Annotated in this window: 13 protein-coding genes and 1 other annotated feature; of the genes, 11 read left to right on the plus strand and 2 right to left on the minus strand. The window is 57.4% G+C overall.

Annotation, left to right across the window (positions count from 1 at the left end; translation table 11 throughout):
- Positions 1-584 precede the first annotated feature (584 nt).
- From dnaA to MKR05_RS11820, 8 genes are all read left to right on the plus strand, one after another.
- A complete protein-coding gene (gene dnaA / locus MKR05_RS11785) occupies positions 585-1,988 on the plus strand; it encodes a chromosomal replication initiator protein DnaA (protein ID WP_017899658.1) in 1,404 nt (467 codons plus the stop codon).
- Between the two features lie 4 nt (positions 1,989-1,992).
- Positions 1,993-3,093, plus strand: a complete 1,101-nt coding sequence (dnaN, locus tag MKR05_RS11790; RefSeq protein WP_004145090.1) for a DNA polymerase III subunit beta — start codon at positions 1,993-1,995, stop codon at positions 3,091-3,093.
- A gap of 147 nt (positions 3,094-3,240) precedes the next feature.
- Positions 3,241-4,314 (plus strand): DNA replication/repair protein RecF, encoded by a 1,074-nt coding sequence (recF, locus tag MKR05_RS11795; RefSeq protein ID WP_032454434.1) that lies wholly within the window; start codon positions 3,241-3,243, stop codon positions 4,312-4,314.
- Between the two features lie 28 nt (positions 4,315-4,342).
- A complete protein-coding gene (gene gyrB, locus MKR05_RS11800; RefSeq protein WP_004202281.1) occupies positions 4,343-6,757 on the plus strand; it encodes a DNA topoisomerase (ATP-hydrolyzing) subunit B in 2,415 nt (804 codons plus the stop codon).
- A 200-nt stretch (positions 6,758-6,957) separates the two neighbouring features.
- The gene (gene yidA / locus MKR05_RS11805; protein ID WP_023291455.1) at positions 6,958-7,770 is read left to right on the plus strand and encodes a sugar-phosphatase; all 813 of its coding nucleotides are present in this window, start codon (positions 6,958-6,960) and stop codon (positions 7,768-7,770) included.
- 150 nt (positions 7,771-7,920) lie between these two features.
- Positions 7,921-9,003, plus strand: coding sequence for a hypothetical protein (locus tag MKR05_RS11810; protein ID WP_101989634.1), 1,083 nt, complete (start codon positions 7,921-7,923; stop codon positions 9,001-9,003).
- A gap of 20 nt (positions 9,004-9,023) precedes the next feature.
- Positions 9,024-10,139, plus strand: a complete 1,116-nt coding sequence (locus MKR05_RS11815; RefSeq protein WP_162543142.1) for a BamA/TamA family outer membrane protein — start codon at positions 9,024-9,026, stop codon at positions 10,137-10,139.
- A gap of 77 nt (positions 10,140-10,216) precedes the next feature.
- Positions 10,217-11,443 (plus strand): DUF3748 domain-containing protein, encoded by a 1,227-nt coding sequence (locus MKR05_RS11820; protein WP_110244066.1) that lies wholly within the window; start codon positions 10,217-10,219, stop codon positions 11,441-11,443.
- A gap of 1 nt (position 11,444) precedes the next feature.
- On the opposite strand, the gene MKR05_RS11825 is transcribed toward MKR05_RS11820, so the two are convergent.
- Positions 11,445-11,777, minus strand: coding sequence for a YceK/YidQ family lipoprotein (locus MKR05_RS11825; RefSeq protein WP_023291451.1), 333 nt, complete (start codon positions 11,775-11,777; stop codon positions 11,445-11,447).
- A 245-nt stretch (positions 11,778-12,022) separates the two neighbouring features.
- Positions 12,023-12,098, plus strand: a sequence feature (ROSE (Repression Of Heat Shock gene Expression) occurs in the 5'-region of heat shock genes and acts as an RNA thermometer to modulate expression.).
- On the opposite strand from MKR05_RS11825, the gene ibpA reads away from it, so the two are divergent.
- From ibpA to MKR05_RS11840, 3 genes are all read left to right on the plus strand, one after another.
- Positions 12,092-12,505 (plus strand): small heat shock chaperone IbpA, encoded by a 414-nt coding sequence (gene ibpA / locus MKR05_RS11830; RefSeq protein ID WP_004151523.1) that lies wholly within the window; start codon positions 12,092-12,094, stop codon positions 12,503-12,505. Its footprint overlaps the feature before it by 7 nt.
- Positions 12,506-12,621: 116 nt before the next feature.
- Positions 12,622-13,050: a small heat shock chaperone IbpB gene (gene ibpB, locus MKR05_RS11835; protein WP_023291450.1), complete on the plus strand. Its 429-nt coding sequence runs from the start codon at positions 12,622-12,624 to the stop codon at positions 13,048-13,050.
- 145 nt (positions 13,051-13,195) lie between these two features.
- The gene (locus MKR05_RS11840; RefSeq protein ID WP_072414106.1) at positions 13,196-14,857 is read left to right on the plus strand and encodes a putative transporter; all 1,662 of its coding nucleotides are present in this window, start codon (positions 13,196-13,198) and stop codon (positions 14,855-14,857) included.
- On the opposite strand, the gene MKR05_RS11845 is transcribed toward MKR05_RS11840, so the two are convergent.
- On the minus strand, positions 14,825-15,571 hold the full coding sequence (locus tag MKR05_RS11845; protein WP_032454424.1) for a GntR family transcriptional regulator: 747 nt from the start codon (positions 15,569-15,571) through the stop codon (positions 14,825-14,827). The two genes, MKR05_RS11840 and MKR05_RS11845, sit on opposite strands and share 33 nt — an antisense overlap.
- Positions 15,572-15,839 lie beyond the last annotated feature (268 nt).

Genomic DNA, 15,839 nt, shown 5'->3' on the forward strand with positions numbered 1-15,839 from the left:
TTTGCGTAGACCCGAACGAACTTCGAACGACTTACGCCTCAGCGTGGGTGATTAAAGAGGCCGGATTGTAATAATTGTACACTCCGGAGTCAATTCTCTTTCCTTATTTCTCGCACCTCGTCGCACAAAAAATAAGCTGAGACGCGTGACGAAAACGGGCATTACGCGCCGGGTGGGGGATTATACGGCCTGGCCAGTAAAGCGCAAGGATCCTGAAGGATCTTTGTTAGATCGTTTCCGCCCAAAAGCGGCATAGCTCATTAATTTTTCCAATATGCGGCGGAAATCGTGCTTCACTCTTCCCAGGATCGATTACACTTACCCGGTTTCGATCCTTCCTGTGGATAAATCGGGAAGAATCTGTTGAGAAACACAAGATCTCTTTCTCAGTTTAGGCTATGATCCCCGGTCCCGATCGCGATCCCCGGATCCGCAGCGGGAAATAACCGCAGATAGCGGTTCGCACGTCACCCCTTTTGTGCAGGGGCTTTTCGGCTAATGCAGGGTCTTGTCGACGTGTGCCAACAATCACGATTGTTTCAGTTTTTCTTTGATATCGATTTTATGTTCGAGTGGAGTCCGCCGTGTCACTTTCGCTTTGGCAGCAGTGTCTTGCCCGATTGCAGGATGAGTTACCAGCCACAGAATTCAGCATGTGGATCCGCCCATTGCAGGCGGAACTGAGCGATAACACGCTGGCACTGTATGCGCCAAACCGTTTTGTGCTCGACTGGGTAAGGGACAAATACCTCAATAATATCAATGGACTCCTCAATGATTTTTGCGGTGCGGACGCCCCGCAGCTGCGTTTTGAGGTGGGAGCTAAGCCCGCCAGCTCGCTGCAGAAAGGGGCGGTAAGCCCGGCCGCAGCGACTATCCCGGCGGCGCAGGTGCAGACCGCGCGCGTGGCGCCGACGATCGTGCGCCCTGGCTGGGATAATGTCCCGGCGCCGGCGGAGCCGACCTACCGTTCTAACGTTAACGTGAAACACACGTTTGATAACTTCGTCGAAGGTAAATCTAACCAGCTGGCCCGCGCGGCGGCGCGTCAGGTGGCGGATAACCCGGGCGGCGCCTATAACCCCCTGTTCCTCTACGGCGGAACGGGTCTGGGTAAAACCCACCTGCTGCACGCGGTGGGGAACGGTATCGTGGCGCGTAAACCGAACGCCAAAGTGGTCTATATGCACTCGGAGCGTTTCGTTCAGGACATGGTTAAAGCGCTGCAGAACAACGCCATCGAAGAGTTTAAGCGCTACTACCGATCCGTTGACGCCCTGCTGATCGATGACATTCAGTTCTTCGCTAATAAAGAGCGATCCCAGGAAGAGTTTTTCCACACCTTCAACGCCTTGCTGGAAGGTAATCAGCAGATCATTTTGACTTCGGATCGTTATCCCAAAGAGATCAACGGCGTTGAAGATCGTCTGAAATCCCGCTTCGGCTGGGGGCTGACGGTGGCGATCGAGCCGCCGGAGCTGGAAACCCGCGTCGCGATCCTGATGAAAAAAGCCGATGAGAACGACATCCGCCTGCCGGGCGAAGTGGCGTTCTTTATTGCCAAGCGCCTGCGCTCAAACGTGCGTGAACTGGAGGGGGCGCTGAACCGCGTTATCGCCAACGCCAATTTCACCGGCCGGGCGATCACTATCGATTTCGTGCGCGAAGCGCTGCGCGATCTGCTGGCGCTGCAGGAAAAACTGGTCACCATCGACAATATTCAAAAGACGGTGGCGGAGTACTACAAGATTAAGGTAGCGGACCTGCTGTCCAAACGCCGCTCCCGTTCGGTGGCGCGTCCTCGCCAGATGGCGATGGCGCTGGCCAAAGAGCTGACCAACCACAGCCTGCCGGAAATCGGCGATGCGTTTGGCGGCCGCGACCATACCACCGTGCTGCACGCCTGCCGCAAGATTGAGCAGCTGCGTGAAGAAAGCCACGACATTAAAGAAGATTTTTCCAATTTAATCAGAACATTATCCTCGTGACGCTATGAAATTTACCGTAGAACGTGAACATTTATTAAAACCGCTGCAACAGGTGAGCGGTCCGTTAGGTGGTCGTCCGACGCTGCCCATTCTCGGTAACCTGCTGCTTCAGGTCGCGGACGGCGCGCTGTCGCTGACCGGTACCGATCTTGAAATGGAGATGGTGGCGCGCGTGGCGCTGGTTCAGCCGCACGAAGCGGGCGCCACCACCGTTCCGGCGCGTAAATTCTTTGATATCTGCCGCGGCCTGCCGGAAGGCGCGGAGATCGCGGTGCAGCTGGAAGGCGATCGCATGCTGGTGCGTTCCGGCCGCAGCCGCTTCTCGCTGTCGACCCTGCCCGCTGCCGATTTCCCGAATCTTGACGACTGGCAGAGCGAGGTGGAATTTACCCTGCCGCAGGCGACCATGAAGCGTCTGATCGAAGCGACCCAGTTCTCGATGGCGCACCAGGATGTTCGTTACTACTTAAACGGTATGCTGTTCGAAACCGAAGGCAGCGAACTGCGCACCGTCGCAACCGACGGCCACCGTCTGGCGGTCTGTTCGATGCCGCTGGAAGCGTCGCTGCCGAACCATTCGGTGATCGTGCCGCGTAAAGGGGTGATTGAGCTGATGCGGATGCTCGACGGCGGTGATACGCCGCTGCGCGTGCAGATCGGCAGCAATAATATCCGCGCCCATGTCGGCGATTTTATCTTCACTTCGAAGCTGGTTGATGGCCGTTTCCCGGATTATCGCCGCGTACTGCCGAAAAATCCGGATAAACACCTCGAAGCGGGCTGCGATATTCTGAAGCAGGCTTTTGCCCGCGCGGCGATTCTCTCCAATGAGAAATTCCGCGGCGTGCGGCTGTACGTTAGCGAAAATCAGCTGAAAATCACCGCCAATAACCCGGAGCAGGAAGAAGCGGAAGAGATTCTGGACGTGACCTACGCCGGCACGGAGATGGAGATTGGCTTCAACGTTAGCTACGTGCTGGATGTGCTGAACGCGCTGAAGTGCGAGAATGTGCGCATTCTGCTGACGGATTCGGTGTCGAGCGTGCAGATTGAGGATGCGGCTTCTCAATCCGCAGCCTACGTTGTTATGCCAATGCGGCTGTAGAATCGTAAAGGGGCTGGTTTACTTGCCATTTCGTCTTCCGGCAGTGCTCGAAATGCTCACGTACTTCGTGTACGCTCCGCTTTCTGCGCGCTGGCGGTAGACGAACTGGCTGCGACACCCACGCCCCTTGAATGATGATGAGCTGATATGTCGCTATCCCGACTGCTAATCAAAGACTTCCGCAATATTGAACATGCGGATCTCGCTTTATCTCCCGGCTTTAACTTCCTGGTTGGCGCGAACGGCAGCGGCAAAACCAGCGTGCTGGAAGCCATCTACACGCTTGGCCATGGCCGGGCGTTTCGCAGTTTGCAAATTGGCCGGGTGATCCGCCACGAGCAGGAGGCCTTTGTTCTGCATGGCCGTCTGCAGGGCGAAGAGCGGGAAACCGCCATCGGCCTGACCAAAGACAAACAGGGCGACAGCAAGGTGCGTATTGACGGCACCGACGGCCACAAAGTGGCGGAGCTGGCGCACCTGATGCCGATGCAGCTGATTACGCCGGAGGGGTTTACTTTACTCAACGGCGGCCCCAAATACAGAAGAGCATTCCTTGACTGGGGATGCTTTCATAACGAAGCCGGATTCTTCACCGCCTGGAGCAACCTGAAGCGCCTGGTCAAGCAGCGCAACGCCGCGTTGCGTCAGGTCAGCCGTTATGCCCAGCTGCGGCCATGGGATCTGGAATTAATCCCGCTGGCGGAGCAGATCAGCCGCTGGCGTGCCGAATACAGCGCCGCTATCGTCGAAGACATGGCGGATACCTGTCAGCAATTTTTACCGGAATTCTCGCTCTCCTTCTCCTTCCAGCGCGGCTGGGAAAAAGAGACCGACTACGCTGAAGTGCTGGAGCGGAATTTCGAGCGTGACAGAATGTTAACCTATACCGCCCACGGCCCGCATAAAGCGGATTTCCGTATTCGCGCCGACGGGGCGCCGGTGGAAGATACCTTGTCGCGCGGGCAGCTTAAGCTGCTGATGTGCGCCCTGCGTCTGGCGCAGGGCGAGTTCCTCACCCGCGTCAGCGGGCGGCGCTGCCTGTACCTGATAGATGATTTTGCCTCGGAACTCGATGATGCCCGCCGCGGTCTGTTATCCAGTCGCCTGAAAGCGACGCAGTCGCAGGTTTTCGTCAGCGCCATCAGCGCTGAGCACGTTATGGACATGTCGGACAAAAATTCGAAGATGTTCCGCGTGGAAAAAGGTAAAATAACGGATTAACCCAAGATTAAATGAGCGAGAAACGTTGATGTCGAATTCTTATGACTCCTCCAGTATCAAAGTCCTGAAAGGGCTGGATGCGGTGCGTAAGCGCCCGGGTATGTATATCGGCGACACGGATGACGGCACCGGTCTGCACCACATGGTATTCGAGGTTGTGGATAACGCTATCGACGAAGCGCTCGCGGGTTACTGCAAAGATATCGTGGTGACCATCCACAGCGATAACTCCGTCTCCGTCCAGGATGACGGTCGCGGCATCCCGACCGGCATTCACCCGGAAGAGGGCGTCTCCGCAGCGGAAGTTATCATGACCGTCCTGCACGCTGGCGGTAAATTCGATGATAACTCCTATAAAGTCTCCGGCGGTCTGCACGGCGTGGGCGTCTCGGTGGTTAACGCCCTGTCGCAGAAGCTGGAGCTGGTTATCCAGCGCGATAACAAAGTGCACAAGCAGATGTATGAGCACGGTGTGCCGCAGGCGCCGCTGGCCGTGACCGGCGAGACCGACAAAACCGGCACCATGGTGCGTTTCTGGCCGAGCCTGGAAACCTTCACCAACGTCACCGAGTTTGAATACGATATCCTGGCGAAACGCCTGCGCGAACTGTCGTTCCTGAACTCCGGAGTCTCTATCCGCCTGCGCGATAAGCGCGACGGCAAAGAAGATCATTTCCACTACGAAGGCGGCATCAAGGCGTTCGTTGAGTATCTCAACAAGAACAAAACGCCGATCCACCCGAATATCTTCTATTTCTCTACTGAAAAAGACGGTATCGGCGTGGAAGTGGCCCTGCAGTGGAACGACGGCTTCCAGGAAAACATTTACTGCTTTACCAACAACATTCCGCAGCGTGACGGGGGGACTCACCTTGCCGGCTTCCGCGCGGCGATGACCCGTACCCTCAACGCCTACATGGACAAAGAGGGCTACAGCAAAAAAGCGAAAGTCAGCGCCACCGGCGACGACGCCCGTGAAGGCCTGATTGCCGTGGTATCGGTGAAAGTGCCGGATCCGAAGTTCTCCTCGCAGACCAAAGACAAGCTGGTCTCCTCCGAGGTGAAATCGGCGGTTGAGCAGCAGATGAACGAACTGCTGAGCGAATACCTGCTGGAAAATCCGTCCGATGCGAAAATCGTGGTCGGCAAAATTATTGACGCCGCGCGCGCGCGCGAAGCCGCGCGTCGTGCCCGTGAGATGACCCGCCGTAAAGGCGCGCTGGATCTGGCTGGCCTGCCGGGCAAACTGGCGGACTGCCAGGAACGCGACCCGGCGCTCTCCGAACTGTACCTGGTGGAAGGGGACTCCGCGGGCGGCTCTGCGAAGCAGGGGCGTAACCGCAAGAATCAGGCGATCCTGCCGCTGAAGGGCAAAATCCTCAACGTTGAGAAAGCCCGCTTCGACAAGATGCTCTCTTCCCAGGAAGTGGCCACGCTGATCACCGCTCTGGGCTGCGGCATCGGCCGCGATGAGTACAACCCGGACAAACTGCGCTATCACAGCATCATCATCATGACCGATGCGGACGTCGACGGCTCGCACATTCGTACCCTGCTGTTGACCTTCTTCTATCGTCAGATGCCGGAGATCGTCGAGCGCGGCCATGTCTATATTGCTCAGCCGCCGCTGTACAAAGTGAAGAAAGGCAAGCAGGAACAGTATATTAAAGACGACGAAGCGATGGATCAGTATCAGATTGCCATCGCCCTCGACGGCGCCACCCTGCATACCAACGCCAATGCGCCAGCGCTGGCGGGCGAACCGCTGGAAAAACTGGTTGCTGAGTTTAACGCCACTCAGAAAATGATTGGCCGCATGGAGCGCCGCTTCCCGAAAGCGCTGCTGAAAGAGCTTATCTATCAGCCGACCCTGACCGAGGCCGATCTGGCGGACGAACAGAAGGTGACCCGCTGGGTGAACACTCTGGTCTCCGAGCTGAATGAGAAAGAGCAGCACGGCAGCCAGTGGAAATTTGATCTCCATGAGAACAAAGAGCTGCAGCATTTTGAACCGGTTATTCGCGTTCGTACCCACGGCGTGGATACCGACTATCCGCTGGATAATGAGTTCATTATGGGGCCGGAATATCGCCGTATCTGTACCCTGGGCGAGAAACTGCGCGGCCTGATGGAAGAAGATGCTTACATCGAGCGCGGCGAACGCCGTCAGCCGGTAGCCAGCTTTGAGCAGGCTCTGGACTGGCTGGTGAAAGAGTCCCGTCGCGGCCTCTCTATCCAGCGCTATAAAGGTCTGGGCGAGATGAACCCGGATCAGCTGTGGGAGACCACCATGGATCCGGACAGCCGCCGTATGCTGCGCGTGACCGTCAAGGACGCGATTGCAGCCGACCAGCTGTTCACTACCCTGATGGGTGATGCGGTTGAACCACGTCGCGCGTTTATCGAAGAGAACGCCCTGAAAGCGGCGAATATCGATATCTAAGCCGTGTGTTCCCCCGGCGCGAGTTTGACCGGGGTAACGGAATGTCTGAGCCCGGTCGCATAGCGCGACCGGGCTTTTCTTTGCCAGTAAAAGGGGAATCCTCTGCTGCGGTTCCATCCCCCTTTCTGGCCGACACTTTTACTGTTTTTTGAGCGGAATCGCGTTAGCATGAGGGAAGACTCATCTTACCCGGGGATCCTATGGCTATTAAACTGATTGCAATTGATATGGACGGCACGCTGCTGCTGCCCGATCACACTATCTCTCCCGCCGTTAAAAACGCCATTGCCGCCGCCCGTGAAAAAGGGGTGAACGTGGTGCTGACCACTGGCCGCCCTTACGCGGGTGTCCACAGCTATCTGAAAGAGCTGCATATGGAGCAGCCGGGTGATTACTGCATCACCTACAATGGCGCGCTGGTGCAGAAAGCCGGGGACGGCAGCACCGTCGCACAAACCGCGCTGAGCTATGACGACTATCGCTTCCTCGAACAGCTCTCCCGCGAAGTCGGCTCCCACTTCCACGCGCTCGATCGCAATACGCTGTATACCGCGAATCGCGATATCAGCTACTACACCGTGCATGAATCCTATGTGGCGACCATCCCGCTGGTGTTCTGCGAAGCGGAAAAGATGGACCCTGAGATCCAGCTGCTGAAGGTAATGATGATCGATGAGCCGGCGATCCTCGACAAGGCCATCGCCCGTATCCCGGCGGAAGTGAAAGAAAAGTACACCGTGCTGAAAAGCGCGCCTTACTTCCTCGAAATACTGGATAAACGCGTCAATAAAGGCACCGGCGTGAAGTCGCTGGCCGATGCGCTGGGTATCAAACCGGAAGAGATTATGGCGATTGGCGATCAGGAAAATGATATCGCGATGATTGAATTTGCCGGCGTCGGCGTGGCGATGGATAACGCCATTCCGGCGGTCAAAGAAGCGGCGAACTTCATTACCAAATCGAACCTCGATGATGGCGTCGCCTTCGCTATTGAAAAATACGTTTTAGCGTAAGCTTCCTTCAGGTCCGGCGTTCGTCGGGCCTGTCTTCTCTTTTTTCATGAACAGATGTTAATCCGCATTTAAATCCCTTATTCCGCACAGGGGATTCTATAAGCTACCCGCCCTCTTTTTTTGCAATTCAGAACTAACATCAGATTTTTCATGAATAAACGCCATTATTTGATGTTGGTTACGCTGCCATTCGCCTCTGTTCAGATCTGCGCGGCCGCGGAACCAACGACGCCGCTCGAACCAGCGTATGCCTATCACGGCGCCGAGCCCGCGGATCTGCCGGCGCCAGAAAGTCGCCAGCCTGCGGCGACAGCATCGTCTTCGCTACTCCCTTTGCTAGGCGACGAGGCCAGAAAGCGTGGCTACGTCCTGCCGCTGCCGTTTGGCGTCAGCATTAACTATATGGATATGCGGCAGAATATTAATGTCGACAGCATTAGCTTCACTGGCCTGTCGCTGGACGGCCGCAATATCGATTGCGGTAAGGATCCTGTTTGCAAACGCGCCGTGAAGCACATTTTCGGAAATGGGCCGGTCTCGCTGGACAACGCCTTCCAGATTGGCGTCGGTAATACGCGGGAAAGCAGCAAAACCGAGACGCTCAAGCTGGATGCCTGGCTGCTGCCGTTTATGAATGTTTATGGTCTCGTCGGACACACCGAGGGGCACTCCATTTCGCAGATTGCCGTCGGGCTGAAGGGGCCGAACGGCAAAGTGGTGCCGATGCCGGGGATGCAGGACCTCGACTTTCGCCTCGATTTTAAAGGCACCACCTATGGGATGGGCACCACGCTGGTGGGCGGCATCGGCAACTGGTTTACCGTACTGGACGCTAACTACACCCAGACGCGCTTTGATATCCTCGACGGCAGCATCGATGCGTTTACCTTTTCGCCTCGCGTAGGCTATCGTTTCAATACGCCATCGGTCGATGCGCTACATCTCCCGGCCGGAAAGCTGAATCTATGGGCCGGCAGCATGTATCAGGACGTGCAGCAAGAGTTTAAGGGTAGCCTTAACGATCTCTCGATGCCGTCGCCGATGCTGCAAAACATGGTCAACCTGGCCAACCAGGACAATCATGGCCGCTTTGATGTGAAACAGCATCTGCAGTCGCCGTGGAACGTGCTGGTGGGAGCGCAGTATGAGCTGACGCAGAATTTTAATATCACCACGGAGTTTGGTTTTGCCGAGCGTAACAGCTTCTTTATCTCAGGCGAGTATCGCTTTTGAGCCGACCGCTTAACCCTGTTCTGTTGCTTCTGACATGGGCGCTATGCGCGCCGGTCCAGGCGCAGGCCATCAGCCGCGAGCAAATCGACGGCTGGCTGCAGCATCTCGGCGCCAGCGATGAATTCGACGCCAGCAAAGGCATTGACTGGGGCGTGATGCCCGGTCCGTTCTATACGCCGGAGCTGGGGCTGGGCATCGGCACTGCCGTCGTCGGTCTCTACCGTCCCGATCCGCAGGATACCACCAGCCAGAATTCCACGCTGACGCTCAGCGGCTACGCCAGCTCCACCGGCGCCTTCGGCCTTAGCGTGAAAAACTACGCTTTTTTTGACCACGACCGATGGCGAATTTTTGTTGATGGATCGATGGCCAACACCCCGACGTATTTCTGGGGACAAGGCTTTCATGCCGGTGATAAAGACAACGAAAAAGAGAAATATACCGCCCAGGTGCTGACCCTGCGCCCGACGGTCTACCGGCAGCTTATCGACAATGTTTATCTCGGCGCCGGATGGTCGCTGGCGGCGCAGAATGCCGATGAGATGGACCATAACGATCTGCCGAAAATTGAAAATACCCCGCAGGGGCCGTCGGTATTCAGCTCGGGCGCCAGCGTCGCGCTCAACTGGGACGATCGCGACTTCGTCCCCAATCCGCGCCGGGGTCAGTATGCCAACTTCCGTTACACCCACTATGCGCCCGGCTTAGGCAGCGATACCCGCTTTGACGAATTTCAGCTGCACTATAGCCATTATCATGCCCTCAGCGAGAAAAGCGTCCTCGCCTGGGAGGCCGATGGCGCTTTCACCCAGGGCGATGTGCCGTGGAGCATGATGCCCCTGCTGGGCAGTGATGAGCGGATGCGCGGCTACTATCAGGGGCGTTATCGCGACAAAAACGTCGTTAGCAGCCAACTGGAATACCGCCGGCAGCTCACCTGGCGACACGGGATTGTGGCCTGGGCCGGGGCGGGAACCATGGGGCCATCCATGGATTCCCTGAATGACGGACGCTGGCTGCCTTCGGCGGGCGTCGGCTACCGCTTTGAATTCAAACCTCGCGTTAACGTTCGCCTCGACTACGGTATCGGCAAAGGCAGCAGCGGCTTTTACTTCCAGGTCGGCGAAGCGTTTTAAGCTTGTCGCCGGGCATTAAACCCGCTGCGGATTGCGGTATGCTAAGGCCACTCTAATATCGGCCCGGTCAGCACACCATGAAACAAGTTACCTTTGCCCCTCGTAACCACCAGCTCACCAATACCCGTACCTGGACCCCCGACAGCCAGTGGCTGGTGTTCGACGTCCGCCCGTCCGGTGCGTCGTTCACCGGCGAGACCATTGAGCGAGTGAACGTAAACAGCGGCGCGGTGGAGACCATTTATCGTGCCACGCAAGGCGCGCACGTGGGCGTGGTGACCGTGCATCCAACCCAGGAGCGCTACGTGTTCATTCACGGCCCCGAGCGGCCGGATGCGCAATGGCAGTATGATTTTCATCACCGCCGCGGGGTGGTGGCCTTTCAGGATACCGTCGAGAATCTGGACGCCATGGACATCACTGCCCCTTACACCCCCGGGGCGCTGCGCGGCGGCAGCCACGTCCATGTCTATAGCCCCAACGGCCAGCTGGTCAGTTTTACCTACAACGATCATGTGCTGCACGAGCGCGACCCGGCGCTGGATCTGCGCAACGTCGGCGTGGCCGCGCCGTATGGACCCGTGACGCCGCCGGGCCACCATCCGCGCGAATACGGCGGCAGCCACTGGTGCGTGCTGGTGAGCCGCACGACGCCGACTCCCGCGCCGGGCAGCGATGAGATTAATCGCGCCTATGAAGAGGGCTGGGTGGGGAACCATGCGCTGGCGTTTATTGGCGATACGCTGGCGGAAAACGGCGACAAAGTCCCGGAGCTGTTTATTGTCGATCTGCCGCAGGATGAAGCCAGCTGGAAGCAGCCCGGCGGGGAGCCGCTGGCCGGTACCGCAACCACGATGCCCGCGCCGCCGGCGGGCGTCAGTCAGCGTCGTTTGACCTTCACCCACCATCGCCGTTATCCGGGGCTGGTGAATATTCCACGTCACTGGGTGCGCGCCAATCCACAGGCTACGAGCATCGCCTTCCTGATGCGCGACGACGCCGGTGTGGTGCAGCTGTGGCTGATTTCCCCACAGGGGGGCGAGCCGCGGCAGTTGACGCATCACACGTCGGGTATCCAGTCGGCGTTTAACTGGCATCCGTCGGGAGAGTGGCTGGGCTTTGTACTGGAGGGGCGGATTGCCTGCTGTCATGCCGGCACAGGCGATATCACCTTTTTAACCGAGGCGCATGCTCATGCGCCCTCGGCGGACGCGATCGTCTTTTCGCCAGACGGTAAACAGATTGCCTGGATGGAGGAGGTGGACGGTTATCGCCAGCTGTGGGTCACGCAGACCGGGCGATAACTTACTGGGCAGGCATCGGCGCTGGCGGGATCACCGAGTTGGTCGCCAGCGTGGCCTTCTCGCTCTTTTCGACCCGAGATTTGATTGAGCTGTCGGTGCGGAACATATCCCACGGCAGCAGCAGGGTATCCATGACGGCGGTGAACGGCATGTCCAGCGCCACCAGCGATTTCACACCCCAGTTGGTATTGTTGTCCCCCAGCGTTTGCGCACTGGATCGCGTGCCCGGATAGGTTCCCTCTTTGCCACCGGTATGTGACATTACGCTGGAGCAACCGCTCAGGCTTATTATCCCGCTGAACAGGACCAGCTTTAACAGTCGTCTGCTTTTCATTGTTCTTCCATCGTCGTTTCGGGCGTTGAGATAACCTTTTAGCGGTTATATCGGGCCATCCCGTGAATGCATAGCGTTATTGCGCCGCACTGTGGTGGGCATCGCACTTTGCTTTTTGTGCTCCTCCCCCCAGTCTAAGCAATCATCGGCAAACTGCAAAAAAAAACGCCCTCAATCCCTTGAAAAGCACGGGGAGAAACCCATTTTATAGGTGTAACCCACTGAGAATACGCCTGAGGGGTATTCCGGATTACCGCGGCCTGTCCACGATGGAAGGTCATTTGATTCTCGCTGATTTTCAGGAGCTATTTATTATGCGTAACTTCGATCTCTCCCCGCTTTATCGTTCAGCCATTGGTTTCGACCGCCTGTTTAACCTGCTGGAAAACAATCAAAGCCAGAGCAATGGCGGCTACCCTCCGTATAACGTCGAGCTGGTAGACGAAAACCACTATCGCATCGCTATCGCGGTGGCTGGCTTTGCTGAAAGCGAGCTGGAGATCACCGCCCAGGACAATCTGCTGATCGTCAAAGGCGCCCACGCTGCCGAGCAGAAAGAGCGGACCTACCTGTATCAGGGGATCGCCGAGCGTAACTTCGAGCGCAAATTCCAGCTGGCGGAAAACATTCATGTCCGCGGCGCCAACCTGGTAAACGGACTGCTGTATATCGATCTGGAACGGGTGATCCCGGAAGCGAACAAGCCGCGCCGTATCGAAATCAACTAATTGTCCCTCTCAGGCCGCGTGGCGGCCTGATGTAACAACCTGCTCGCCGTCAGGGAGCATATGCGAATTCGCGCAATTCGCAGATATTCACTCGCTTCACAGAAGGAGAAAACAGTATGCGTAACTACGATTTATCCCCCCTGCTGCGTCAATGGATCGGTTTTGACAAACTGGCCAGCGCCCTGCAAACCGCCGGCGAAAGCCAGAGCTTCCCGCCCTATAACATCGAAAAAAGCGACGATAACCACTACCGCATCACCCTTGCGCTGGCCGGTTTCCGTCAGGAAGATCTGGATATTCAGCTGGAAGGCACCCGCCTGGTGGTAAAAGGCACGCCGCAGCAGCCGGAAAAAGAGACCACCTGGCTGCACCAGGGGCTGGTGAGCCAGGCCTTCAGCCTGAGCTTCACCCTCGCCGACAACATGGAGGTCTCTGGCGCGACCTTCACCAACGGTCTGCTGCATATCGATCTGACCCGCCATGAGCCTGAGCAGATCGCCCCGCAGCGCATCGCCATCAGCGAACGACCGGCGTTAAATAGCTAATAAAGCAACCTATTGATAAAGCCCCGATTTTCGGGGCTTTTTTGTGCCGGTCTGTTTGCTGGTATTGTGCGCCAGGCTGCATACAACCCGTCTGGCAGCGGTCATAATCCCTGTTAATAATAATGTTATTCACAGGGACGATACCATGAGTGAGATAGCATTGACGGTCAGCGTACTGGCGCTGGTGGCGGTGATTGGGCTGTGGATCGGCAATGTCAAAATCCGCGGCGTCGGCTTTGGTATTGGCGGCGTGTTGTTTGGCGGCATTATCGTCGGCCACTTTGTCGATCAGGCGGGAGTCGCCCTCAGCAGCCCGATGCTGCATTTTATTCAGGAATTCGGCTTGATCCTGTTTGTCTACACCATCGGTATCCAGGTGGGGCCGGGCTTTTTCGCCTCGCTGCGGGTCTCAGGCCTGCGGCTCAATCTTTTCGCTATCCTGATCGTGATTCTTGGCGGCCTGGTCACGGCGGTGCTGCATAAACTGTTCAATATTCCTCTCCCGGTGGTGCTTGGCATCTTCTCCGGCGCGGTGACCAACACGCCGGCGCTGGGGGCCGGGCAGCAAATCCTGCGCGATCTCGGGGTGCCGTTCGAGGTGGTCGATCAGATGGGGATGAGCTATGCGATGGCGTATCCATTCGGCATCTGCGGCATTCTGCTGACCATGTGGCTGGTGCGCCTGTTCTTTCGCATCAATGTTGAGAAAGAGGCTCAGCAATTTGAGGAGAGCAGTGGCAACGGCCATGCCCATTTGCACACCATCAACGTGCGGGTGGAGAACCCTAACCTCAACCAGATGGCGATTCAGGATGTGCCGATGCTCAACAGCGACAATATCGTCTGTTCGCGACTGAAGCGCGGTGAGCTGCTAATGGTGCCTGCGCCGGGCACCCTTATCCAGGCCGGCGATCTGCTGCACCTGGTGGGGCGGCCGGAGGATCTGCATAATGCGCAACTGGTGATCGGCCAGGAGGTGGCCACCTCGCTGTCGACGCGCGGCACCGACCTGAAGGTTGAGCGGGTGGTGGTGACTAACGAGAAAGTGCTGGGGAAGAAAATACGCGATCTGCACGTCAAACAGCGCTATGACGTAGTGATCTCCCGGCTTAATCGCGCTGGCGTCGAGCTGGTGGCCAGCAGCAGCGCCAGCCTGCAGTTTGGCGATATTCTTAACCTGGTCGGCCGTCCGGAGGCGATTGACGCCGTGGCCGCCGAGCTGGGTAATGCCCAGCAGAAGCTGCAGCAGGTTCAGATGCTGCCGGTATTTATCGGCATCGGCCTCGGGGTACTGCTGGGATCTATCCCGTTGTTTATTCCCGGCTTCCCCGCCGCCCTGAAGCTCGGGCTGGCCGGGGGACCGCTGATTATGGCGCTGATTCTCGGGCGCATCGGGAGCATCGGCAAGCTGTACTGGTTTATGCCGCCGAGCGCCAACCTGGCGCTGCGCGAGCTGGGGATCGTGCTGTTTCTGGCGGTGGTCGGGCTGAAATCGGGGGGCGACTTTGTGGCGACCCTGACCCAGGGCGATGGCCTGAGCTGGATCGGTTACGGCATTTTCATCACCGCCATCCCGCTGCTGACGGTAGGCATTCTCGCGCGCATGCTGGCGAAAATGAACTATCTGACGCTGTGCGGCATGCTGGCCGGCTCGATGACCGACCCGCCGGCGCTGGCCTTCGCCAACAATCTGCACGCCACCAGCGGCGCGGCGGCGCTCTCTTACGCTACCGTCTATCCGCTGGTGATGTTCCTGCGGATTATCACCCCGCAGCTACTCGCCGTGCTGTTCTGGGGGCTGAGCTAGCGGGCTGTGCGCCTGGACGCGGCGCAGATGGTAGTCCACCTGATACTCGCTGGCGTTGCGGAACATAACCGAATAGTTAAGAAACTCGCCGCTGTCGCTGTAGGAAAGGGAGGTAATCCGCAGCAGCGGCGTCTGCTCCGGAACGTTCATTGAGCGCGCCAGCTGCCTGTCCGCCAGCACCGGCGTCAGGGTCTCATAGTTCCCGCTGATGATGATCCCGCACTCCTTCTCAATATAATCAAATTTCGATCCCTCCAGATGGCTCAGCGACAGGTTACGGAACAGCTTCACCGGCATATAGCTATCCTCCAGCATCAGCGGCTTGCCGTCGACGAAGCGCACCCGCCGCGAGAAGTAGATCCGTTCATCAATTTTAATTCGCAGCAGGCTGGCGATGGCCGGCGGGGCAGGCATCACTTCGAAGGCCAGCACCTGGCTTACCACCTCTTTACCCTGCTTGCGCAGCACTTCCGCCAGGCCGGTGAGATTGCTGGTTTCATGATGGACGTCTTTACGCGCCACGTAGGTCCCCGAGCCGTGGCGACGGACCACCAACCCCCAGTCCACCAGCAGGTCGATGGCTTTGCGGATGGTCATGCGCGCCACCCCGAACTCCTCGGCCAGTTTTTTCTCTCCCGGCAGCGGGCTGCCGATGGAGAAGTCGGCAGAATTCAGCCGCAGCCGCAGGCGGTCAGCAATGGATTTGTAGATCACCAGTAGTCCTCTTGTACAGGAAAGAGCGAGGTTATTTTCTTCACCTGTTATTAAAAAATGAGTTTTAAGACAGCAGGTTATTATCCATTCATTAGATCGATTTCATCCTTTGGCTTATCGATGTCTAACTTTTGTTAACGAAGTAGACAACTTTGGCCAAATTAAAACCATGAAAGCGATCACGAATCGCAACGGCGCGGCATGTTGTTGGAGGGGCAAATTCCTATTCTCGAGTGAGGCCGGTAATCAAGAAAAAGAAGGCCATTCA

The organism is Klebsiella sp. K5-204, from assembly GCF_030128585.1.
Lineage (GTDB): Bacteria > Pseudomonadota > Gammaproteobacteria > Enterobacterales > Enterobacteriaceae > Klebsiella > Klebsiella quasipneumoniae.